Origin of the sequence: Sphingobacterium griseoflavum (assembly GCF_014653155.1) — a bacterium.
GTDB classification, from domain to species: domain Bacteria; phylum Bacteroidota; class Bacteroidia; order Sphingobacteriales; family Sphingobacteriaceae; genus Sphingobacterium; species Sphingobacterium griseoflavum.
Genome location: NZ_BNAF01000011.1, coordinates 85,869 through 107,465, shown reverse-complemented (window position 1 = coordinate 107,465; position 21,597 = coordinate 85,869). Strand labels below are relative to the sequence as shown.

At 44.4% G+C, this 21,597-nt stretch carries 21 protein-coding genes; 17 read left to right on the top strand and 4 right to left on the bottom strand.

The features are described 5' to 3' along the window. Nucleotides 1–156 precede the first annotated feature (156 nt). The 10 genes from nuoH (at nucleotide 157) to IE165_RS14610 (ending at nucleotide 10,689) form a co-directional block, all read left to right on the top strand. Entirely contained in the window at nucleotides 157–1,230 is a 1,074-nt protein-coding gene (gene nuoH / locus IE165_RS14655) for an NADH-quinone oxidoreductase subunit NuoH (protein ID WP_189627391.1), read from the top strand. Further along, on the top strand, nucleotides 1,231–1,800 hold the full coding sequence (locus tag IE165_RS14650; RefSeq protein ID WP_189627461.1) for a 4Fe-4S binding protein: 570 nt from the start codon (nucleotides 1,231–1,233) through the stop codon (nucleotides 1,798–1,800). Further along, nucleotides 1,797–2,345, top strand: a complete 549-nt coding sequence (locus IE165_RS14645) for an NADH-quinone oxidoreductase subunit J family protein (protein WP_189627390.1) — start codon at nucleotides 1,797–1,799, stop codon at nucleotides 2,343–2,345. Before IE165_RS14650 ends, IE165_RS14645 begins: the two co-directional genes overlap by 4 nt. After that, complete coding sequence (gene nuoK, locus IE165_RS14640) at nucleotides 2,342–2,647, top strand: NADH-quinone oxidoreductase subunit NuoK (protein WP_308434303.1); 306 nt, start codon at nucleotides 2,342–2,344, stop codon at nucleotides 2,645–2,647. The genes IE165_RS14645 and nuoK overlap by 4 nt, the downstream gene beginning before the upstream one ends. Nucleotide 2,648: 1 nt before the next feature. Next, on the top strand, nucleotides 2,649–4,688 hold the full coding sequence (gene nuoL, locus IE165_RS14635) for an NADH-quinone oxidoreductase subunit L (RefSeq protein WP_189627389.1): 2,040 nt from the start codon (nucleotides 2,649–2,651) through the stop codon (nucleotides 4,686–4,688). Nucleotides 4,689–4,690: 2 nt separating this feature from the next. After that, a complete protein-coding gene (locus IE165_RS14630) occupies nucleotides 4,691–6,295 on the top strand; it encodes a complex I subunit 4 family protein (RefSeq protein WP_189627388.1) in 1,605 nt (534 codons plus the stop codon). A gap of 16 nt (nucleotides 6,296–6,311) precedes the next feature. Beyond that, a complete protein-coding gene (locus tag IE165_RS14625; RefSeq protein WP_189627387.1) occupies nucleotides 6,312–7,784 on the top strand; it encodes an NADH-quinone oxidoreductase subunit N in 1,473 nt (490 codons plus the stop codon). A gap of 61 nt (nucleotides 7,785–7,845) precedes the next feature. Further along, a complete protein-coding gene (locus tag IE165_RS14620; RefSeq protein ID WP_189627386.1) occupies nucleotides 7,846–8,451 on the top strand; it encodes a DUF4254 domain-containing protein in 606 nt (201 codons plus the stop codon). A gap of 9 nt (nucleotides 8,452–8,460) precedes the next feature. Next, nucleotides 8,461–9,477 carry a glycosyltransferase family 9 protein gene (locus IE165_RS14615; protein ID WP_189627385.1) on the top strand — a complete coding sequence of 339 codons (1,017 nt, stop codon included), beginning with the start codon at nucleotides 8,461–8,463 and terminating at the stop codon, nucleotides 9,475–9,477. A 99-nt stretch (nucleotides 9,478–9,576) separates the two neighbouring features. Beyond that, complete coding sequence (locus IE165_RS14610) at nucleotides 9,577–10,689, top strand: glycosyltransferase family 4 protein (protein WP_189627384.1); 1,113 nt, start codon at nucleotides 9,577–9,579, stop codon at nucleotides 10,687–10,689. On the opposite strand, the gene IE165_RS14605 is transcribed toward IE165_RS14610, so the two are convergent. Then, nucleotides 10,665–11,354, bottom strand: coding sequence for a glycosyltransferase family 32 protein (locus IE165_RS14605; RefSeq protein ID WP_189627383.1), 690 nt, complete (start codon nucleotides 11,352–11,354; stop codon nucleotides 10,665–10,667). The two genes, IE165_RS14610 and IE165_RS14605, sit on opposite strands and share 25 nt — an antisense overlap. Before the next feature lie 5 nt (nucleotides 11,355–11,359). Then, entirely contained in the window at nucleotides 11,360–12,298 is a 939-nt protein-coding gene (locus tag IE165_RS14600) for a glycosyl transferase family 90 (RefSeq protein WP_189627382.1), read from the bottom strand. Nucleotides 12,299–12,591: 293 nt separating this feature from the next. Between IE165_RS14600 and IE165_RS14595 the strand changes: the two genes are divergently transcribed. From IE165_RS14595 to IE165_RS14585, 3 genes are all read left to right on the top strand, one after another. Beyond that, nucleotides 12,592–13,371: a glycosyltransferase family 2 protein gene (locus IE165_RS14595; protein WP_229826574.1), complete on the top strand. Its 780-nt coding sequence runs from the start codon at nucleotides 12,592–12,594 to the stop codon at nucleotides 13,369–13,371. Between the two features lie 172 nt (nucleotides 13,372–13,543). After that, entirely contained in the window at nucleotides 13,544–14,329 is a 786-nt protein-coding gene (locus IE165_RS14590) for a glycosyltransferase family 2 protein (RefSeq protein WP_189627380.1), read from the top strand. A gap of 17 nt (nucleotides 14,330–14,346) precedes the next feature. Continuing rightward, a complete protein-coding gene (locus tag IE165_RS14585) occupies nucleotides 14,347–15,579 on the top strand; it encodes a glycosyltransferase (protein ID WP_189627379.1) in 1,233 nt (410 codons plus the stop codon). A gap of 11 nt (nucleotides 15,580–15,590) precedes the next feature. Here the strand turns inward: IE165_RS14585 and IE165_RS14580 are convergent, their stop codons facing one another. Both IE165_RS14580 and IE165_RS14575 read right to left on the bottom strand, forming a co-directional pair. Next, a complete protein-coding gene (locus IE165_RS14580) occupies nucleotides 15,591–16,613 on the bottom strand; it encodes a WaaS/CpsH family glycosyltransferase (RefSeq protein WP_189627378.1) in 1,023 nt (340 codons plus the stop codon). Continuing rightward, on the bottom strand, nucleotides 16,603–17,487 hold the full coding sequence (locus IE165_RS14575) for a glycosyltransferase (protein WP_189627377.1): 885 nt from the start codon (nucleotides 17,485–17,487) through the stop codon (nucleotides 16,603–16,605). The genes IE165_RS14580 and IE165_RS14575 overlap by 11 nt, the downstream gene beginning before the upstream one ends. Before the next feature lie 96 nt (nucleotides 17,488–17,583). Between IE165_RS14575 and IE165_RS14570 the strand changes: the two genes are divergently transcribed. The 4 genes from IE165_RS14570 (at nucleotide 17,584) to IE165_RS14555 (ending at nucleotide 21,575) form a co-directional block, all read left to right on the top strand. Then, nucleotides 17,584–18,357 (top strand): glycosyltransferase family 2 protein, encoded by a 774-nt coding sequence (locus IE165_RS14570; protein WP_189627376.1) that lies wholly within the window; start codon nucleotides 17,584–17,586, stop codon nucleotides 18,355–18,357. A gap of 93 nt (nucleotides 18,358–18,450) precedes the next feature. After that, a complete protein-coding gene (locus IE165_RS14565) occupies nucleotides 18,451–18,954 on the top strand; it encodes a SixA phosphatase family protein (protein ID WP_189627375.1) in 504 nt (167 codons plus the stop codon). 81 nt (nucleotides 18,955–19,035) lie between these two features. Then, nucleotides 19,036–21,066, top strand: a complete 2,031-nt coding sequence (locus IE165_RS14560; protein ID WP_189627374.1) for a thioredoxin domain-containing protein — start codon at nucleotides 19,036–19,038, stop codon at nucleotides 21,064–21,066. Nucleotides 21,067–21,071: 5 nt separating this feature from the next. Further along, nucleotides 21,072–21,575, top strand: a complete 504-nt coding sequence (locus IE165_RS14555) for an FKBP-type peptidyl-prolyl cis-trans isomerase (protein WP_189627373.1) — start codon at nucleotides 21,072–21,074, stop codon at nucleotides 21,573–21,575. The last annotated feature ends 22 nt before the right edge of the window (nucleotides 21,576–21,597 follow it).

Sequence of the window (21,597 nt, the reverse complement as noted above, 5' to 3'; positions counted from 1 at the left end):
GCCACGAAAAATCGTAACGCGCGGGGCGTCTTCATCTTTCTGTCAAAGCACTACCTTATTATCTACTACTTTAGTATATTTTAGCTATTTTTATTGGCATGTGCCACGATTTATGTATGTTTGCATCCAATTAAGAATTATTCTAAAAAAGTCATCTTGACCGATCTGATTGTCCATATTATAGTTCCTGTAGCAATATTTAGCTTTATTGCTGCCTTCACCCTATTTGCGGTATATGCCGAGCGGAAAATAGCCGGCTTTGTGCAGGACCGTTTGGGACCGATGGAAACGGGGAAATATGGCTTGGTACAGACTATAGCGGATATCCTCAAATTATTGCAGAAGGAGTTTATCACACCTGCAGCTGCCGATAAAGTTTTATTCGCAATGGCCCCTGTCGTGATCTTCGTCGCGGTATTCATTGGCTTTAGTGTGATTCCTTGGGCCCCGGATTTCATTCCGGCAGATACCCATACTGGCTTGTTCTTTATTATGGCTGTTGTGTCTATCGACGCCATTGGCATCCTGATGGCCGGATGGGGTTCAAACAATAAGTATTCGCTATTAGGCGCTATCCGCGCGATTGCACAGATGGTTTCCTACGAGATTCCGGTGGGCCTTTCGTTGATCGCCGCGGTGATGATCACGCAAACACTGAACTTAAACGACATCGCTTATCTACAGGGTATCCAATCGCCAGAGCCCATTTATTTTATGGGTTTTTGGGAAGTGAGCCATATAGGCGGCATTTTCGCTTGGCATATTTTTCAAGCACCACACCTGCTAATCGTTTATGTCATTTTCTTTATTGCCTCGTTGGCAGAATGCAACCGCGCACCATTTGACATTCCCGAAGCTGAATCGGAACTTATCGGGGGTTTTCATACCGAATATGGTGGTATTAAATTTGCCTTTCTCTTTCTCGCAGAATACGCCATGATGTTTTTGGTCGCTATATTGGGCGTCGTGATTTTCCTCGGCGGATGGAACAGTCCACTACCCAATGTCGGTGGGCTGCTTTTGGCAGACTGGACCACAGGCTTAGGATGGGGTTTGTTTTGGACCATCTTAAAATCATTTACCGTCGTTGGCGTACAGATGTGGATACGGTGGACGTTGCCTCGCTTTCGGGCAGATCAATTGATGACGCTATGTTGGAAAGTGCTTATTCCAGCAGCCTTCGTATGCATGGCGATTTCTGGATTGTGGCGAATAATGATAATCTTATAGATTTTGGTATTAAAAACAACCATACAAGGATTTTTAACAGCTGTTAAGGGATTGCTCTTAACGGTGCGGCATCTATTCGCTGCACGCAAAGCCCGCGAAACGCTTGACATTCGCGACCAAGACTATTTCCAGCAGCAACAAGGCGTGACCACTGTTCAATATCCAAGACAACAGATGCCTATTCCGGAAGTAGCACGCTACCAGCTGGAAGTCGAGATCGACGATTGCATCGTTTGCGATCTTTGTGCAAAAGCTTGCCCCGTAGACTGTATAGACATCCAATCGATCAAATCGCCGAATGCGATAGGAAAAACATCGGACGGCAGTGTGAAAAGACTGTACCCGGCCAAATTCGATATCGATATGGCGAAGTGTATGTATTGTGGCCTGTGTACCGTGGTGTGCCCTACAGAGTGCATCACCATGACCAACCAGTATGACCGCAGCACGCAGCAGCTTACCGATTTGATATACGGCTTTTCAGAAATGACCGATAAGGAAGTGCAGCAGCGCAAAGAAGAATGGACTAAATTCCAAGCTGAAAAGGAGGCGGCAAAGAAAGGATCATGAGCGTAGACTTCATACTTTTTTACGCATTCGCTGTCATGGCCATCGGCTCTGCCCTTCTACTGGTCAGCATTCGCAACACGGCGCGCGCGCTGTTTCTGTTGTTCATCGTCCTCTTTGCCATGGCAGGTCTGTACCTTTTCGCCCTGGCTGATTTTGTGGCTATCACGCAAATATTAGTGTACGTTGGGGGTGTACTTATTTTGTTGATCTTTGCCTTTATGCTATCCAACAAATCCTTGCTGAGCGATATACACACCGTGTCGCATCGCCTTACGGCACTTCCAAACTTACCATCCTTTCTGCTTGCTTCGGTCTTTCTAGCAATTTTGTTGTTTGCACTTTCTTCTTGGAACAACAACATGCCCGAATGGATGGCGGCAGCGGAAGCTGACGGCAGCTTGATCCAACCTACGGAGAACAATATCAGAATGCTTGGTTTCAAGTTTATGACCCAATACGTGCTACCCTTTGAAATCATCTCCATTTTTCTAATGATGGCGCTGATCGGTGCCGCGCATATCTCTCGAAAGGGGGAACGTCCATGATAAGCATCACACACTTTTTGATCGTCAGTGCCATCATATTTTGTATCGGTGTCTATGCTATCTTAGCCAAGCGGAATGCCATTATGATCCTCGTGGGAATTGAGCTGATGATCAATGCGTCGATCCTCAATTTCGTAGCCTTCGCCCGCTACGACAGCGTCAATTATGGCGGCCAAGTGTTTGCGCTATTTGCGATTGTACTTGCCGCCGCCGCGGTAGCAGTGGGTCTAGCCATTATACTCAACGTATACCGCCACTATAAAACGATCGACCCAAAAAATATCAATGAGCTAAAGGACTAACGTGAACGAATTGTCGCCCATATCGCCCTCGGTTGCGAGCTTACTTGTCGTACTGCTCCCCTTCCTTGCATGTGTCGTACAGGCATTGCTAGGCCGGAAATCGATATCGGGCAACATCAGCCTGATTGCAATAGTATCCAGTGCACTGCTGAGTTTTTTTGCTGTCTTTCTACCTGTATGGGGCAATAGCCCAATGGCCGAGCGTATAACGTGGTTTACAATAGGACAGACATCGTTTGAAGTCGGTTTGTTGCTAAACAACCTTACGGTCCTGATGCAGCTTATTGTGTGTGTCGTCGCAGTACCTGTACATATTTACTCGCGATATTATATGAAGGGGGATAGCGGCATTCATCGATATTGGATGTACCTCAGCCTGTTCTGCTTCGCGATGCTGGGCTTGTCCATCTCAATCAATCTATTGCAGCTATATGTATTTTGGGAATTGGTTGGTTTTGCCTCCTACCTGATGATTGGTTTCTGGTTTACACGAGATGCTGCCGTCCAGGCCAACAAAAAGGCTTTCTTAATCAATAGGATTGGCGACCTCGGTTTCCTGATCGGCATAGCTTTGGTTTATAGCCACGTGGGCACGCTGGACATTGTAGCGCTATTCGATCAAACGGGCCGATTCGTTCAAGGCCTGACGGAGACGGGCGGGCTGCAGGTCGTACAGAAAGACAATACTTGGGTGACCCTAGCCGGCCTAGCTTTCTTTTTGGGCGCCATGGCCAAATCGGCCCAATTTCCATTGCATGTATGGCTGCCCGACGCCATGGAAGGCCCTACCTCGGTATCATCGCTGATTCATGCGGCCACAATGGTTGCGGCCGGTGTATTCCTGCTATGTACAGTTTTTCCACTATTCAACGCAACGTCATTACTGGTTATAACCGCCATAGGTACCATAACGGCCTTATCCGGTGCGGTATTCGCTTTGGCCCAATATGATATAAAAAAAATCCTGGCATTTTCGACCATCTCGCAATTAGGCTTTATGATAGTCGGGGTCGGGATCGGCGCGTGGGACACCGCGCTATTTCACCTAGCCACACATGCCTTTTTCAAATGCCTACTTTTTTTGGCGGCAGGCGCAGTGATACACGAGATGGCGCACTTTAAAGCCCAGACCAACTTGGATTTTGATCCGCAGGATATACGCAATATGGGAGGATTAAGGCGTTACATGCCTAAAACTTACGTGTGCATGAGCATTGCTGCTCTCGCGCTAGCGGGCTTCCCGCTAACTTCCGGTTATCTTTCCAAAGATAGCATCGTAGTCAGTGCCTACGAGTGGGCCTCAACCGCTGGTGGTTTCTACTTTGTCATACCAGTAACCTTAATCATTGTTAGCCTGTTGACGGCCTTCTATATCGGGAGGCTCATTTTCAAAACATTCTTCGGATCTTTTGCCATGCAATCATCTGTAACCGCTCACAATAGGCCGCACGAAGCGCCAGCTGGCATGTGGTGGCCTATGTCTGTCTTAAGCATTTGCTGCTTTTTCCCCGTATTTGGCCTACATCCCTTAGCCTACCACCAAACTTGGATCATCCAGACTTTCCACGCAAGACCTGGCTTCACGGAGCAGGAAACGGCACACTTGATCATTCCAATCGTCCTAACGGTAGGTACTTTGCTTGCTCTGCTGCTCGGTTGGTTCTGGTATGTAAAAAATCGCTATCCGATTTCGCAACAAAACAGATGGATCCGTTTCGCAAACAGGCAAGGCTATTTAAACGAATTTAACGAACTTGTTTTCATAAAAGGGACGGTGGGCCTAAGCAGGCTGCTTTATGCATTCGACCGGCATGTGGTAGATGGTGCGACGAAACTTTTCACGTGGACCACCCAACAGCTTGCACGGTTAATTCACTGGTTCGACGCAAACATCGTTGACGGGATCGTCAACTGGATTGCGAACGGCACCTACTATATGGGGCACTTAGTGAGACAGGTGCAAAACGGACAACTGCAAAACTATCTTGGATTTGCACTTACCATCGTTATCTTAGGAATTCTTTACTTGATAATTAAATAGAAATGGGTCTATTAACTATCCTCATATTTCTACCATTGCTTGCTACGCTATTGATCTTGGCGTTGCCCATATCCGTTCGCAATAGCTATAAATATATTGCCTTGGCTTTTACATTGCTCCAGTTTGCGCTATCTGCTTATATGTACAGCAATTTTGACGACAGCCTAGGTGGTATCCATAACTATGAAGGATATCAATATGTAGAACAGCTCCCGTGGATAAGGTTGGATCTCGGCACGATCGGAATCTTAGAGATCGATTATTTCGTCGGAATTGATGGTGTTTCTTTACCCTTGCTCGTCTTGAGCACGTTAGTGATGTTGATGGGGATAGGCGCTTCTTGGAATATTCAAAAAAGCACAAAGGGATATTATGCCTTGTTGATGTTGCTGAACATGGCCGTTATGGGCATCTTCGCTGCGCTCGATTTCTTTCTTTTCTATGTTTTCTATGAAGTCATGCTGCTACCCCTTTACTTTTTGATAGGTATTTGGGGCGGAGATCGACGTGAATACGCTGCTATTAAGTTTTTTATCTACACGTTGCTGGGTTCTGTGCTGATGCTGTTGGTGATCGTCGGACTTTATTTTTCGGTGATCAACCCAACCACGGGCGCACACAGCTTTAATATGCTCCTCATGATGGATCCCGCCAACTACATTGATGGCTCCTTCTTTGGCTTTATCAGTAACTACCATGAGCTTTTTGGCGTTCCATCCCGCTGGATCGGCTTTGCCGTGTTATTCTTTGCCTTTGCCATCAAGGTTCCAATTGTGCCACTACATACTTGGCTGCCTGATGCACACGTCGAAGCGCCAACACCGGTATCCATTATTCTAGCGGGAATCTTACTGAAAATCGGGGGCTATGGCATTATCCGTGTTTGCTATGGTATTTTCCCTGATATAGCTGCAAACAGCAATTATTGGCTCGCATTGATCGGGGTAATATCGATTCTGTATGGCGCATTCAATGCGTTGGCACAAAAGGACCTGAAGCGCATGATTGCTTATTCTTCCGTTTCGCACATGGGTTTTGTGTTGCTGGGCATTGCATCACTAACGGCCGAAGGTCTATCTGGCGCGATGTTTCAAATGATTTCCCACGGCTTTTTAAGCGCCGCTTTGTTCTTTCTAGTTGGTGTACTGTACGATCGGGTACACGACCGCTACATCTATCACTTCCGCGGCTTGGCGAGCATCATGCCGAAATATACCGCGTACGTTGCGCTGGCCTTCTTTGCATCTTTGGGTTTACCCGGTTTCTCTGCCTTTATCGGCGAGGCCTTTGTCATTATCGGTGCTTTTAATGCCGAAAGTATGGCTACCGGTGTACCGCGCTGGATGGCTATTGGAGGATCCATCGGCATCCTTCTCAGTGCAGCTTATTTCCTTTGGACACTGCAACGTATGTTTTTTGGAAAAATACGTGTTAAGGGCGGTCAAGCTTGGCAGGAAGCACTAACAGATCTCAGTCGTCGCGAGCAGCTGATTCTTTTCCCAGCCTTGGCGCTGGCACTTATACTGGGGATTATGCCCTCGCTTGTTTTTAGTAAGATCAATGCTTCTGTCCTTCAACTAATCGATTTGATACAGCCCTACCTGTAGGGATAAAACATAAAAAGTGAACGTTCCCATTACCGCCATACTCGATCAAATCCTAGCATCTCTTCCGCTTTTCAAGCCCGAGTTTTGCCTTACTGCAGGTTTCATTTGTGCGATTGCGACCGCGCTTTTTGCTGAACAACGTTTGAAGAACGTAACGTTTACCGTTACGGCGCTCAGCTTAGGTGCCACCATTTATTGTCTCTTTTTGCAGGTTCCGATCAGCGCCACCACAGGTTTTTCAGGCATGTGGTTGGTCGACAAGCTGGGCACCTACGCCCGTATACTGATATCTACCGCTACACTTCTTATCGCCTTCTTCATACAGCAACGCCATACAAGGCAGCAGAACGGTGACATCTACAGCATGCTATTGGCGGCTACATTGGGTATGCATGTGCTGTGTAGCACCAGTAGCTGGCTTCTCGCTTTTATCGGTATAGAAATGGTTTCTATCGCATCTTATCTGTTGGTGGGCTACTTCTCCCAAAACAAGGCCCAATCGGAAGCGGCCATGAAGTATGCTTTGTTTGGATCCGTTTGTGCGGCGGTCATGTTATACGGTTTGTCGCTGATGTATGGGCTTACCGGCAATCTCGATTTTAAATCTGCACAACACCTGCAGGGCTTAATGACCGCATCCGAGCCATTGGTAACCTTATCAATCCTTTTTGTATGCGTTGGAATAGGCTTCAAGCTCAGCTTTGTGCCGCTCCACCTTTGGAGCCCAGATGTGTATCAAGGATCGCCAACAGCCATCACCGCTTTTCTGTCCACTGTTCCGAAGGTCGGTGCAATCATCCTGTTTACCCGAGTTTATCAAGCTTGGTCGTCCACCTCCTTTTATTTTTCGGAACTTGCTACCTGGATCATCGTGGTTGTCGCGTTGGCCAGCATGTTGATCGGGAACCTTGCCGCGTTGCGGCAAAAGGACGTAAAACGACTAATGGCCTACTCTTCCATTGCGCATACGGGTTTCTTGATGATGGCTATTTTTGCCTACCAAGATACCTTCCGCTATCTGTTTTTCTATTTGGTGGCCTACGTCCTGATGAACCTCGCGACATTTATCTTTATTGATCATCTTGAGCAACGGACCGGATCGACGACCCTGCGTTCTTACATGGGGCTAGGACGGAAATTGCCCCTGCTGTTTTCGGCATTTACCATCGTCGCGGTGTCCCTTATAGGACTTCCGCCAACCATTGGATTTATAGGCAAACTCATGGTCTTTTCGGCAGTATTCGATAGCTATCAGGATGGCCAAGATACTAGTGTGCTGCTTTTACTCGTTGTTGGCGCACTAACCGCCGTCATATCGCTGTTCTTTTATTTTCGGATTCCGCTATATGCATTTATCAGAAAGGAAGACGATTTTAAGCACCTGCAATCCTCGTCTGCAGGCCTATTGCTGTCGGTCGGCTATGGATTGGTTTTTTTGGTTTTATTGTTGGGGTTGTTTCCTCAGCTGCTATTAGATCTGCTCCTTTAAACAACTAGTACAGCCAACGATCTTTTGCCGGACAATTGAATTTATTATTATCTTTGCGCCTATGATCAGCGAAATTGCCAATACGATATTTCAGCAAGCTATTGATCGATACCATCAGTTTGATCGGATCGACCATCCCTTGGAAAACCCATACGAACGCAGCAGCCTGAAACATCTACTCTACCTGAAGTGCTGGATAGACACAGTGCAATGGCATATGGAGGATGTTGTTCGGGAGCCTGGTATCGATCCGAAAGACGGCTTGTATTGGAAGCGGCGCATCGACGAATCCAACCAAGTACGAACGGACACCGTCGAATACATTGACAGTTACTACCTGCAATTGTTTGCACAGGTGGATCCAAAACCGGAAGCGCGTATCAACACGGAGAGTCCGGCCTGGGCTATTGACCGGTTATCCATCTTGGCGTTGAAGATCTACCACATGGAACAGGAGACATTACGTGCCGATGCCGACGAAACACATATCCAAGCCTGCCATACAAAGTTGGCCGTGCTTTTGGAGCAGCGCAAAGACCTCTCGCAAAGTATCGACGAACTGCTGATTGATATTGCAGAGGGAAACAAATACATGAAGGTGTACAAACAGATGAAAATGTACAACGATCCTTCCTTAAATCCTGTTTTGTACAGCCAGAAAAAATAACGTAAATCAATGAAGAAAGTTCGGGTGTTGGTCACACGCTTTTCGGCCATGGGCGATGTTGCCATGGTGGCCTCCCTTCTGCGCGAGCTGCAGGCACAACACCGTGGGCTGGAGATTATTATGGTTAGCAGACTGCATTTCGCACCTTTCTTCGACGACATCCCTAATCTCACCTTCCACCCCATATTTCCGGAGGAAGAGCACAAGGGCCCCAAAGGTCTATGGCGTCTTTTTCAGGAACTAAAAAAATACAAGATCGATTACGTGGCCGATCTGCACAATAACATCCGCTCAAAAATCCTCACACTCTTTTTCAAGACTGGGGGTTATCGTTTAGCAATTTTAAATAAGGGTAGGCAGCACAAGAAAGATCTAATACGCCGTAGAAACAAGGTTTTTACACCTCTACGCCCCACGATAGAGCGCTATGCCGATGTGTTTCGCCATTTGGGCTTCAGCCTAAAATTGGATAATACCCTAAAGAAGAAAGATAGACCGCTGCCCGCGGACTACATACCGATCCATGCAACGGCACGGCACAACATTGGTGTAGCACCTTTTGCCCAGCACCCCTATAAAGTGTGGAAATTGTCCAATTGGGAGTTGGTGTTCGCGAACTTTCCGAATTACAATTTTTACATCTTTGGCGGTGGTCGGCAAGAACAGGAAACCGCTGCCGACTGGAGCAAACGTTTTGCCCATGTACACAGTACCATTGGCACTCTTGGTGTCCAGAGCGAGTTGGACTTGATCAGCAACCTCGATCTGGTATTAAGCATGGATTCCTCTGGTATGCACATGGCCTCTTTGGTAGGGATCAGATGTCTATCTATCTGGGGGGCCACACATCCCTATGCTGGATTTTTGGGCTATGGACAATCCATCGCAGATTGCATCCAAGTAGAACACCCTAATCGACCAAGTTCGATCTATGGAAACAAATCGTGCCTATGCAACGGTGTAGAAGCCATTGATCTGGTTACACCAGCCATGGTCATCGACAAATTGAAGCAGGCCACGAGCTGATCGTGAAAACAAGACAAACGCCCAAAGTGTTAAACAAAACGGCAGGTTTTATCAATATTTATTTTCAATTTTACAATTCACTATCTCACCGAACAGAACATGCATATAGGGTATGATGCGAAGCGATATTTTCAGAACACCTCTGGTTTGGGCAATTATAGCCGCGATCTGCTTCGGATATTAAAAACGCATCATCCAGAGAACGACTACAACCTGTATACGACGAAAAATCCCGCTCACCATAACGCGGTAGGTTTTGAGATCCGTTATCCAAAAGAGGGCACACTCTATTCCCTCCTACCTTCCCTGTGGCGTAGCCGCGGCATTGTTTCGGATCTACAGAAAGACGACATCGAAATTTTTCATGGGCTATCAGGCGAAATACCGCTGAACCTTGCCAAGCAAGGCATCAAATCTGTGGTCACGATCCATGACTTGATTTTTTTGCGCTATCCTGAACTGTACAAGCCCATAGACCGTTTCATCTACGGCAAAAAATTTAGACATGCTGCCGAACATGCCGACAAAGTCGTCGCCATCAGCAAGCAAACCAAATTGGATCTGATGCACTTTTTCAAGCTTGCGGACAAACAGGTTGATGTGATCTATCAAGGCTGTCATCCCGCTTTCAAAGTCGATAAAACCAGCGACGACCTGAAACGCATCAAAGCCGTCTACAACTTGCCGCAGGATTTCGTCCTGAACGTGGGCTCTGTCGAACCGCGAAAAAATGCGTTTCAGATTGTTAAAGCAATGGAAACATTGGATATCCCCCTGGTGATTATCGGAAAAGAAACAGCCTATGCAGAGGAAATCAAGCAGTATGTAGCCGAACGTAAACTGGAACAGCAAGTCTTGTTTCGGAAGGTACAAAGCATGGACGACTTGGCCGCGATCTACCACATGGCGAAACTCTTCGTTTACCCCTCCACCTATGAGGGCTTCGGCATTCCCATCATTGAGGCGTTGTACGCAGGCACACCGGTAATCACGACCCATGCTGGCGTCTTTCCGGAAGCCGCAGGTCCTTTTTCTTATTTCATCGACCCCGAGGATATCGAAGAACTCCGCTATGCCATAACTTCGGTACTATCGTCCAGCAGTATGCAGCAACACATGATCGAGAAGGGGATCGCTTATGCCCAGCAATTCAACGACGACATATTGGCGCAACAATGGATATCCTGCTATAAATCCTTGTTATCAACCTGATGGTCGTCGGGACGAACAACTGGAATGACGTGCTGTAGCTTCTTCCAATGTTTGGATCGATCACCGTAGATCAATATCTTCCCCAGCTTATATTTGAATTGCATCAATCCTTTGTAATCATCCTCAAAAACACGATACGCCACATCGGGCTGACGCGCTAACACGTTTCTGATAGCCTGGGCATAAACAGTGGGGCCAGTCATGGCATGCACATCATGCGGATATTTGTTCTGTTCAATGTTTTCGATCATTAGCCGAATGGTCTCCTCCATAAAGGGATGCCCTTTATCGTAGATCAAAGCCCATTGTGAGAAAAACTGCTGAAAATTCCCTTCGTGCGCAATTACCGCCACGTCAGTAGGAAGCAAAGCGTCATCCAGCTTGCCGATCAGATCGCTATCCAAATCCAGGTAAATACCACCATGCTTGTACAAAATTGCATATCGGAAAAAATCCGCTTTTGCGGCGCCAATCTGCAGACGGCAATAAGCGCGATAGGTTCGCGCATCGAAGGATTGCTTCATGAAAGTCTCGACCTGCTCATCATCGAAGAAAACATGCCGATACCCTTTGTTGTTTTTTAAAAAACGCCAAATATAAAACCGAGTCAGCCATGGGATCTTGTTCGTCTTGAATGTTTGGTAAATCACCTTCGGTATAGCCATTTCAATCAATTAGTTAACCTAAAATATTTCTCCAAGACGCGTAGCGAAATGATATCCTCCCGTCTGTTGTCTTGGAATTGCCTTACATAAGCATTTGCCTGTTTGACGATCTGCAGCGCAGCCTCCGGATGCGTGATGTAATACGTTAATTTTTCTTCCAAATCACTATAATCATGCTTGATGCAGATATAATGTACATCCGGAAGCAGCCGCCCCTCCATAAACCAGGTTTCATAGGTAGGCACTGGCATGACAGCGATGGAATTGGACGACATAATCCACTTCAGGTTGGTTGCTACGTCGTTACCTTCCAATGCCAAAATAAATTTATAATGCAGATGCTGCGCAATACTTTTAAAATCGGGATGCGAAGATTTCGTGGCCTTTGCCAGATCGCAGAGCGGATGCCCGACATACCTATCAAAAAATCGCTGGCGGTGCTGTTGACTGAAACCGCTGCGCCCCACTAAACGATCCGCCTTATCCGCAAATTGCACCGTATCGTTTACAAAATTGAAATGCCTTGATTTATCCAGATTGAGCAGTACCGCATTTTTATTATCCCCGATAATGGGCCTACTTTTAACAAGTGTAGGAACGGAAGGGATATGCGTTACATCGCCGGGTAGCAGCTCAAACCGTAGGGCTGGATCGAAAAAACGCAGGTATTCCTTGCTATCAAAATAATACACTTTAATTCGCTTTGGCATTTTGTAGGCCCCAATGGTAATTGCTGCCGAAGAGAGGGGTTGCGGTTCCTCTAATTTATTATAATAGTTGACACGATCCTGAATGTCAAGCTCCTCGCTGTCCAAACCTGTTTTTAACAAATGTTTGAGCCGCTTGCTAGCAAGGCTGTAGGGTATGATGTTGCGAAATATTGCACGGACGTAATACAAGAACTTATTGTTTTTGTTACGCAAAAAGTACCGTTTAAAATTCATGTAAGCTATGGTGCTGCTAAATATTTCCAAATATACGGGATTACGGCAAGCTAAAAGTTAAAAATTGCCATTTCCCCAGTTTCGATAGTTTACGCTTTTAGCATAACTTCGCTGTGAAATATTCAAAATATATTTTACATTTGGGATACATACCAATGATATAAAAATTATACTTTTGCGGAACCTTTCTATACGAAGTGAACGGATCGCCGCAGTTGGATTTTTATAATCGGTTTGGCGGCGACAGAAAACTTGCTGTAACCGAGGGATAGTCAACTTAACAGGCATTGCACGTGGACCAAAAACTGACGGCACTAATCATTACCTATAATGAGGCGAGTAATATTCGCTATGCGATAGCATGTCTGAATTTTGCTGATGAGATCATCATTGTAGACTCCTACAGCACCGACGAGACGGTACAGATTGCGCTGACGATGCCGAAAGTAAGCGTATATCAGCACCATTTCGAAGATTTCACGAAGCAACGTAATCTTGCGCTTTCCTATGCCACAAACGATTGGATCATCTTTCTCGACGCCGACGAACGACTTACACCGCTGTCTGTTCAAGAAATCTGCAGAACCATTAACAATCCAGCTGCAAAAGATGCCTATTATATGTATCGGCTATTCTATTTCTGTGGCGAGAAAATACGCTTTTCGGGCACGCAAAATGATAAGAACTTCCGTTTGTTCAGACGGAGCAAAGCCATGTACGATGGTAAAAAGAAAGTTCACGAAACATTGGTGGTAAACGGCTCGATAGGCATTTTAAAACACAAAATTCATCATTATTCTTTCGCCGATTACGCCTCTTACCGTAACAAAATGATTCACTATGGCATGCTTAAGGGACAAGAACGACACCTCAAAAATGAAGTGTATTTCGCTTTTATCCATTTCGCGAAGGTATTGTTCCGATTCTTTAAAGCATACATTATTGACTTGGGTATTTTGGATGGAAAACGAGGCTTTCAGCTCTGTTATTTACAAAGTCTTAGTGTTCACGAAACATTTCTATCGTTAAAAAGAGAAGAACGAAAGCATAGATTAGCGTTAAAGATCCACTAGCCTAATCTCGCAGGCGATAAGGGTTCATTAGCTCGCTCATGCCTATTTAATAGCCTTTTGATCGGTTCGAAAAGTTCATAACTCAGAGATTTTACTTATTTTTGTAAAAAGTGTAACGTTTTTGTGATCGCCACCGTTATAGTAGGAGAAGAAAACAAAGGTAGAACAATATATGACTGTAAGTCTGATTATATCCACATACAATTGGCCAGAGGCACTCGAATTGGTGCTCTTAAGTGTAGCAAAACAAAGTGTATTGCCCGACCAAATTGTTATCGCCGATGATGGTTCCGACCAACGTACCGCAGCGTTGATTGCAGGTTTCCGTCGAGATCTCCCGATAGAACATGTGTGGCATGAAGATAACGGCTTTCAAAAAACGTTGATTTTAAATAAAGCCTTGAAGGTTTGTAAAACCGATTATATCATCGAAATCGATGGCGACATCATCTTGCATAAACATTTTATTAAGGATCACATAGCATCTGCAGAAAGAGGCTTTTTTGTGCAGGGAAGCCGCGCCATGATCGGAGAACAACTCTCGGAAAAAACGCTTCGCGATAAAAAGATGTCTTTTTCCTGCCTAACCAACGGCATGACCACCCGATTTAATGCCATTCGTTTTCCGCTGTTTTCCGGCATCTTTAAGACCAACCCCTATAGCTCCCACAATGTAAAAGGCTGTAACTTGGCTTTTTGGTTGGATGACTATGTCCGCATAAACGGCTATTTCAACGGCTTTACTGGATGGGGATGGGAAGACTACGAATTCGCGGAACGCTTGATCAACTCTGGAATAAAGAAAAAACGCTTAAAATGGGCCGCTATCGGCTACCATATCTTCCATCCGCTTTCCTCGCGATCGAATTTCAAACCCAATGAAATGATTTACAGGGAAACGGTAGATAATAAGATGTGGCACCGAACCCCTGGCTTTCATGAGGTGGTAGGGATCTAAAGATTTTATAAGACAGCATGGATAAAATTTGCTTTGTCGTAGGACTTTACGGTGATGAGGTAAACGGTGGAGCAGAAAAACACTGCAAGATGCTTGCTGAAAAAGCGGCCTCCCGCTATCAAGTCGAAGTCTTAACATCCACTACGGATAACTACACATCCTTTAATCCGTTCTATGCCGAAGGAAGCACAGTAATTGATAATGTCACTGTAAGACGATTCAAAACCCAAGATTTTAATCCTGCTGCATTCGATGAGGCTTACAAAAAAAGCCGATGGGGTAGGAAAATACGGCGATTTCTTTACAAAGCGGGAATCCTGAAACATCTTGCCAACATCTTTCCAAGATTCACATTTGCACTGAAAGACGAGTTGAAGGTATTGAAATCGCACGGATTGTTTTCTAAAGAATTAATAAAGTTTGCCATAGAAAACGAACATCATTATAAAGCCTTTTTTCTACTTTCCTATCCGAATCCTAATTTTTTCTTTATCAATGCCGCTATCGCCCAAAAATGTGTTTTGATTCCCACGGCGCACAATGAAGGTGATTTTTTCCGTTCTTATCTTACGCATATTTTTACCACGATCAATCATATCGCTTTTAACACAGAGGCAGAACGGCAATTATGTCGCGATATTTTTGGAAAAAAAATGGTAAACAATAGTATTTTAGCTGTAGGGACAGATCTTATTCCGCCGGTTACCTACGAAACAATTAGTCAAAAATTTAAATTGCCTGAGCGTTATATCCTTTATTTTGGTCGAATCGCTAAGGAAAAAATTGGTAATCTGCTGCAATGGTTTTTAAATTTTAAGCGAATAAGTGCAGACCCTGTTAAGTTGGTCCTGACAGGTGGTCTATTTATGGATAAAGTAGATCATCCGGACATTATATACACTGGATTCGTCACAGAGTCTGAAAAAACTGCTCTCATACAACATTCCCAACTTGTTGTTAATCCTTCAGATAGGGAAAGCTTATCACTGCTTCTGCTGGAGACCATGCAGCTGGGGAAGCCGTCGCTCGTAAATGGAAAATCCGAGGTATTAAAACAGCATTGCATAAATAGCGGCTTTGCTTCTGCATACTATACCAGTGAAAAGGATTTCACCCAAAAATTAGATCGTTTGTTGAAACTCACCCATGAACAAAAAAAAGAGTTAGGTGCACGCTGTGTCGATTACATAGTTCAAAATTACAACTGGTCTTTAATATTGAGTCGACTGGAAAATATTGTAGAGGAGTAACTCCGTTCTCCTTAACTCATATCAAATTCGAAAATCTTTCGAAACCAACTACTGAAGCTATATTTCTCTGAAATTTCCGGAGCTATTTCTACATACGGGGTTTCCAAAAATGAAATCAACTCAGCATAATTATCATTCTCCAGTACGAAGTAATTATTCTCATGATAGAAATCCATATCACGAACGCTGCTATTTGTAGTCACCACCTTTTTCTTAAAATACAACCCTTCAAAAATACGGAAAGAAAGCCCTTTATGTTCTGAAATCACGAAGTCTAACAAAACATCCGACTTGTTCGCTTTCTGCAAATAATCGGTGTAGGGAAGAACTTTATCTAAATAAACTATGTTCGCTCGATACACTTCATCCTTGTAATGTTTATCTTCGACATTAAAAAACAATTCGAATCTTACATCGAATTTCATGCTCACCAATTTGTCGTAACATTTCATCAACGTATCGATTCTACTTGGATAATAAGTTCCAAGAAAAAAGAACAAGGGCTTTGCTCCAATGTACTTTTTCTGTTCCAGATTAATGTGGTCAAAATAGAAATTATTTGCAAGCTGTAGATTGTAATCCGGAAAACGCACGGTATCTTCTACGTCGAACACGTAGAAACGATCAAACAGATGAACTACGTCCAAAACTTTTTTGTTGGTAGCGATCCCATCATAATGGTATGATGCAAATTGTACAGAACGTTGTTTTGCGGCATTCAACACTTCGCTATCAAACAAATCTGCCCTGATGACTAAACAAAAATCAAATGCATCCTGCTGATTAATAAAGGAGAGTTGCCGACTTTTATCAAACTTTTTGCGAAGCTCTAGCTTGTAAGATCTATCGTTAAAAAAAACTTTTCGATACAGATTTTTTAGTCTTTGTCCCAAATTTTTATAACTAAACTTGTACCCCTGATTAAGCACGAGCGTCACATCATATCCGGACATCTCTAGATTAGAAACAATAAGGTCAAACAAATTCCAATCTCGCAGCGCCAACAACAGAACTTTACGCTTTCTACTTTCCATCACGTCTTACATGAAAAAAAGATGTATTGGCTTCTATAGCCTCGTATTTTGATTTTTTAAAAAGCTTATAAAAAAAGCGTCTGAACCAGACGTTATAGTAGCGCGCTTTCCAAAAACCATTATCAATTACAAGGGCGAAAAAATCGGAGATACTTAGTTTATTTTGCTTGTAAAACCTGTAATGTTTATGATAAACATAAATAAAGGAATCATCGACTTTATCTTGTCTTACGCTCCGGTCAGTTACAGAATCCAAGGTATTTCTCTTACGATAAAAATATAATGGTTTCGGAATTTTAAAGACGTCCGGCGAGTAGTTGGCGATCATTCTTATCCAACATTCCCAATCTTCGTTGCATTCCATGGCTTCATCAAAGCCCCCAAGATCCCTAATTTGCTTCGTCCGACACATACAAAATGATGGGATGCAATTCCTAATCAAAAACTGTCTTAAGTTAAATGCGTCTAAATGAAAAACACCGGTTTCCCGTTCAAATAACTCCATATCGCTATATACCAACAAAACTTCAGGTCGCTGTCGAAACACCTCTACACATTCGGAGACATAGGTAGTAGCAAGCAGGTCATCAGCATCCAAAAACATGATATACTCCCCCTTAGCCGCATGCATACCGACATTCCTTGCCCTAGATTGTCCAAAATTAGCTTGAGCAATCACATTGACGTTAGTTCCTCTAGCTGCGAAAGCATTAATCAAATCTAAGCTACTATCTGTTGACCCATCGTTAACTATAATAATTTCAATATTACGATAATCTTGCAATAATATTGAGTCCAGCGTTTCGATAATTGTGCTTTCAGCATTAAAACACGGTACGACAACGCTAACCAACGGAAACACATCTTTAACCATCTACAATCAACAATAATAATTAAGTTTAAAATTATCAAAAATCTATCAAAAGATCGTATTTTTAGCTATTCTTTTTCAATAATTTAATGTGCAAAAGTGAAGCTATCTATAGTAACTATTAATTTGAATAACCATGAAGGTTTAACAGCCACCTTCGATTCAATTGTAAGCCAAACTTATCAGGATTTTGAGTATATCGTTGTAGATGGATTATCCGATGATGGCAGTCAAGAAATAGCAAAGACAACAAAAAGAATCGATAAATTAATCTGTGAGAAAGACGCGGGCGTCTACGACGCGATGAACAAAGGAATTAAAATTACTGCAGGGGATTATATCTTATTTTTAAACAGTGGCGATCGTTTACACGAAAAAACCACCCTAGAAAAAATAATAGGTGAACTAGACCACTTCGATATCATTTATGGAGATCTATTTTTCGAAGAAAAAGAACGGCCTCACGTTTACAATTATCCGGCGATACTTACGTTCGATTTCCTTCATAAAGCATCATTGGGCCACCCTGCGACCTTTATAAAAAGACAGCTGTTTGCTGATTTTGGATACTACGATCAGAGCTACAAAATTGCTGCAGATTGGGTGTTTTTCATGAACACTATCGTCAAGCAGCATGTTAAAACAAAGCACATTGCGCAAGTCATTTCCAACTTTAATATGGAAGGGATGAGTTCGATACAAGAGAATATGTCGGCGATTTTTGCTGAAAGAAGACGATATCTGGAAAAGGAATTCCCGTTATTTTTAGCTGATTACCAACAGCATGAAGAAACCTCAGCTCAGCTAAAACGAATAAAATCAGCGAAGGGGTTTCGGTGGCTAAAAGCACTCGGCGTAAAGAAGTTTCAATGATCTAAACGCAATTCTACCACAGGAACAGAACACGGTCATCCATTGAAACTTTTAAAATTTAGGATTACATCGCGCACCTCCTTATATTTAGCTATGGAAACAAAATCACTCTACATCATTCGGCATGGCAAAGCAGAAGATCCTTCTTTTAGAAAAGATGATTTCAGCCGTGATCTCGTAGAAAAAGGGATTGCACGATCTCAATTGGTATCAGAAAAGATAAAGAAGAAAATCTCCCTTGTGGATGAGCGTACCTTAATTATTTCCTCCACGGCCAACCGTGCAGCCCAAACCGCCCTAATCTTTGCACGCACGCTCGGTTATCCAGAAGACAGGATCATGTGGGAGCCATCCATCTATGAGGCCCATTATCTCTTAATCTTAAAACGACTAAATGATATACCAGCACAATATGATCGCGTATTGTTGTTCGGACATAATCCGGGGCTCTCCGATTTGGTTGATTACATTGCCGACGACTATATCAATTTAAAGACGGCACATGTGGCCTGCTTAACCTTGGAGGAGGGGTTGGATTATTCGACACTATCGGCAAACACAGCGCTCCTTGATGCTATCGTTGATGAATCGGACTAACGTTTGCCTATGTGTGGAAGCTGAATACGGGCGAAGTAACATACCGATCGCCTATTTTTAAAATTTACGTACCTTCGTTTTATGGCAAATAAACTTCAACAGGAAAATTCCCCCTACCTACAGCAGCATGCGGAAAACCCAGTAGACTGGATGCCCTGGGGCAAGGAAGCTTTAGAAAGAGCGAAGGACGAAAACAAGCTAATCATCGTTAGCATCGGCTATTCGGCCTGTCACTGGTGCCATGTTATGGAGCGGGAAAGTTTCGAAAACGAAGCCATTGCTGAAACCATGAATCGATTTTTCGTATCGATCAAGATTGATCGCGAAGAACGACCTGATATCGACCAAATCTACATGATTGCCGTGCAGTTGATGACGAATGCTGGTGGATGGCCATTGAACTGCATTTGCCTACCTGATGGGCGGCCAATCTATGGGGGCACCTACTTCCGACCGCACGACTGGCAGCAGGTATTGCTCCAGATTGCACAAATGTGGGAAGATACACCCGAGGTAGCCATCGATTATGCCGCACGCCTCACCGAAGGCATCCACAAAGCCGAGCGCCTTCCCATAGCGCGTATTCCAGCAGCTTATACGGCAAATGATCTAGAAGCGGTTGTGGAACCTTGGAAAGCACAATTTGATCGCGAAGATGGCGGCTATAACCGCGTTCCTAAATTCCCGCTACCGAATAACTGGCTATTTTTCTTGCGTTATGGCGTGCTGGCGAATGATCAAGATGTTCTTCAACAGGTACATCTCACCTTGAAAAAAATTGCTAATGGCGGCATATACGACCATATCGGTGGTGGCTTTGCACGTTATTCGGTGGATGGTACTTGGCATATCCCCCATTTCGAAAAGATGCTTTATGATAATGGACAGCTGCTTTCACTCTACGCAGAGGCCTACCAGCAACGGCCTAACCTAAAATACCAACGGGTGGTGAACGAAACGATCCAATGGGCAAAACGCGAAATGCAAGCGCCCAACGGCGGTTTCTATGCTGCGCTCGATGCGGACAGCGAGGGCGTTGAAGGGAAGTACTACAGTTTTCAACGCAGTGAAATTGAAGAAATACTGGGCGAAGACGCAGCATTGTTCATTGCCTACTATAACATCCACGAAAGCGGCAATTGGGAAGAAGAGCGCACCAATGTCCTAAACTGCGCCATGGATGCAGACCGCCTCGCGGCGGAAAGTGGTTTTAGCGAAGCGGAATGGGAAGCCTACCTTAGAGAGATCAAGCAGAAGCTGTACGATTATCGCGAAAAACGAGTTAGGCCTGGACTAGACCATAAACAGCTAACCAGCTGGAACGCCTTGCTGTTAAAAGGCTTTGTCGACGCTTACCGCGTTTTCCAAGTAGACGAATATCTATTACTGGCCCAACAAACGGCCGGTTTTATTCGTGACCACTGCTTTTCAGGAGACACGCTTCTCCATCAGCCTGCAGATAAAAACCGAGAGATAGCGGCATTCCTGGATGACTATGCCTTCACCATCGAAGCTTTTATAGCGTTATATGAAGCGACCTTCGATGAGCATTGGCTTCGTGAGGCCCTTCGGCTCAGCGATCAGGCTATACACCTTTTTTACGATCGCAACGATGCCGCCTTCTACTACACGTCTGCAGCAACGAGCGAACAGCTGATCACGCGCAAGAGTGAAATCATGGACAATGTGATACCGGCCTCCTCGTCCGTAATGGTCCGTAACCTGTATCGCCTTGCAGAAATGTGGGATAAGGACGACTACCTCGCCATCGCGGATCAGCTTTTCGCCAATGTGTTTCCACATATCAAACAATACGGATCGGCCTACTCCAACTGGGCTATACAGCTGTTGGAGCATGTCTATGGAAACCACGAAATCGCTTTGGTTGGTGAAGAAGCACTCGCTTGGCGCAAAACACTGGATCAAAGCTACATTCCGAATAAAATAACGATGGGAGGAACAAAAAGTAGCCTACCATTGTTAAAGGATAAAGAAGGTTTGCAATCAAAAGCCTACCTTTGTCGAAATAAGACCTGTAGCTTACCGCAAAAATCTGTGGTGGACTTGCTGCAGCTGTTAAATGATAACTGGGATTCGTCCCAAATAAATTAAGTAAAATGGCAATAGAAAACAACAACGTGGTCACGTTGAATTACAAACTTCACACAATTGAGGAAAACGGAGAAAGAACTTTTGTGGAAGAAACGACAAATGAAAACCCCTTAACTTTTCTATATGGCGTAGGTATGATGTTGCCTAAGTTTGAAGAAAATATCGCAGGCTTGGGTGAAGGAGACAAAACGTCTTTCACACTGGAGGCTGTTGATGCGTATGGCGAGAAAGACGATCGCGCAGTGGCACAACTTCCCGCGGATATGTTTAACGAAACCGGACTTCCTCCGGTAGGTGAGGTATTGCCTTTGCAAGACAACCAAGGCAACCAATTCCGTGCGGTAGTAATCGAGGTAACGCCTGAAGCTGTGGTAGCCGACTTGAACCACCCGATGGCTGGTAAAACGTTGAACTTCGATATCGAAGTGCTAGGCGTACGTCCTGCTACGGAAGAGGAATTGGCACATGGACATGCACATGGTGCTGATGGCCAATCTGGACACGAATAGATATAAAACACGTAAAGTTACG

What these genes read in the sequence shown, in the direction of transcription:
- IE165_RS14645 (WP_189627390.1), top strand. Translation starts at nt 1,797, where the DNA reads ATGAGCGTAGACTTCATACTTTTTTACGCATTCGCTGTCATGGCCATC.
- nuoK (WP_308434303.1), top strand. Translation starts at nt 2,342, where the DNA reads ATGATAAGCATCACACACTTTTTGATCGTCAGTGCCATCATATTTTGT.
- IE165_RS14630 (WP_189627388.1), top strand. Translation starts at nt 4,691, where the DNA reads ATGGGTCTATTAACTATCCTCATATTTCTACCATTGCTTGCTACGCTA.
- IE165_RS14620 (WP_189627386.1), top strand. Translation starts at nt 7,846, where the DNA reads ATGATCAGCGAAATTGCCAATACGATATTTCAGCAAGCTATTGATCGA.
- IE165_RS14615 (WP_189627385.1), top strand. Translation starts at nt 8,461, where the DNA reads ATGAAGAAAGTTCGGGTGTTGGTCACACGCTTTTCGGCCATGGGCGAT.
- IE165_RS14610 (WP_189627384.1), top strand. Translation starts at nt 9,577, where the DNA reads ATGCATATAGGGTATGATGCGAAGCGATATTTTCAGAACACCTCTGGT.
- IE165_RS14605 (WP_189627383.1), bottom strand. Translation starts at nt 11,354, where the DNA reads ATGGCTATACCGAAGGTGATTTACCAAACATTCAAGACGAACAAGATC.
- IE165_RS14600 (WP_189627382.1), bottom strand. Translation starts at nt 12,298, where the DNA reads ATGAATTTTAAACGGTACTTTTTGCGTAACAAAAACAATAAGTTCTTG.
- IE165_RS14590 (WP_189627380.1), top strand. Translation starts at nt 13,544, where the DNA reads ATGACTGTAAGTCTGATTATATCCACATACAATTGGCCAGAGGCACTC.
- IE165_RS14585 (WP_189627379.1), top strand. Translation starts at nt 14,347, where the DNA reads ATGGATAAAATTTGCTTTGTCGTAGGACTTTACGGTGATGAGGTAAAC.
- IE165_RS14580 (WP_189627378.1), bottom strand. Translation starts at nt 16,613, where the DNA reads ATGGAAAGTAGAAAGCGTAAAGTTCTGTTGTTGGCGCTGCGAGATTGG.
- IE165_RS14575 (WP_189627377.1), bottom strand. Translation starts at nt 17,487, where the DNA reads ATGGTTAAAGATGTGTTTCCGTTGGTTAGCGTTGTCGTACCGTGTTTT.
- IE165_RS14565 (WP_189627375.1), top strand. Translation starts at nt 18,451, where the DNA reads ATGGAAACAAAATCACTCTACATCATTCGGCATGGCAAAGCAGAAGAT.
- IE165_RS14560 (WP_189627374.1), top strand. Translation starts at nt 19,036, where the DNA reads ATGGCAAATAAACTTCAACAGGAAAATTCCCCCTACCTACAGCAGCAT.
- IE165_RS14555 (WP_189627373.1), top strand. Translation starts at nt 21,072, where the DNA reads ATGGCAATAGAAAACAACAACGTGGTCACGTTGAATTACAAACTTCAC.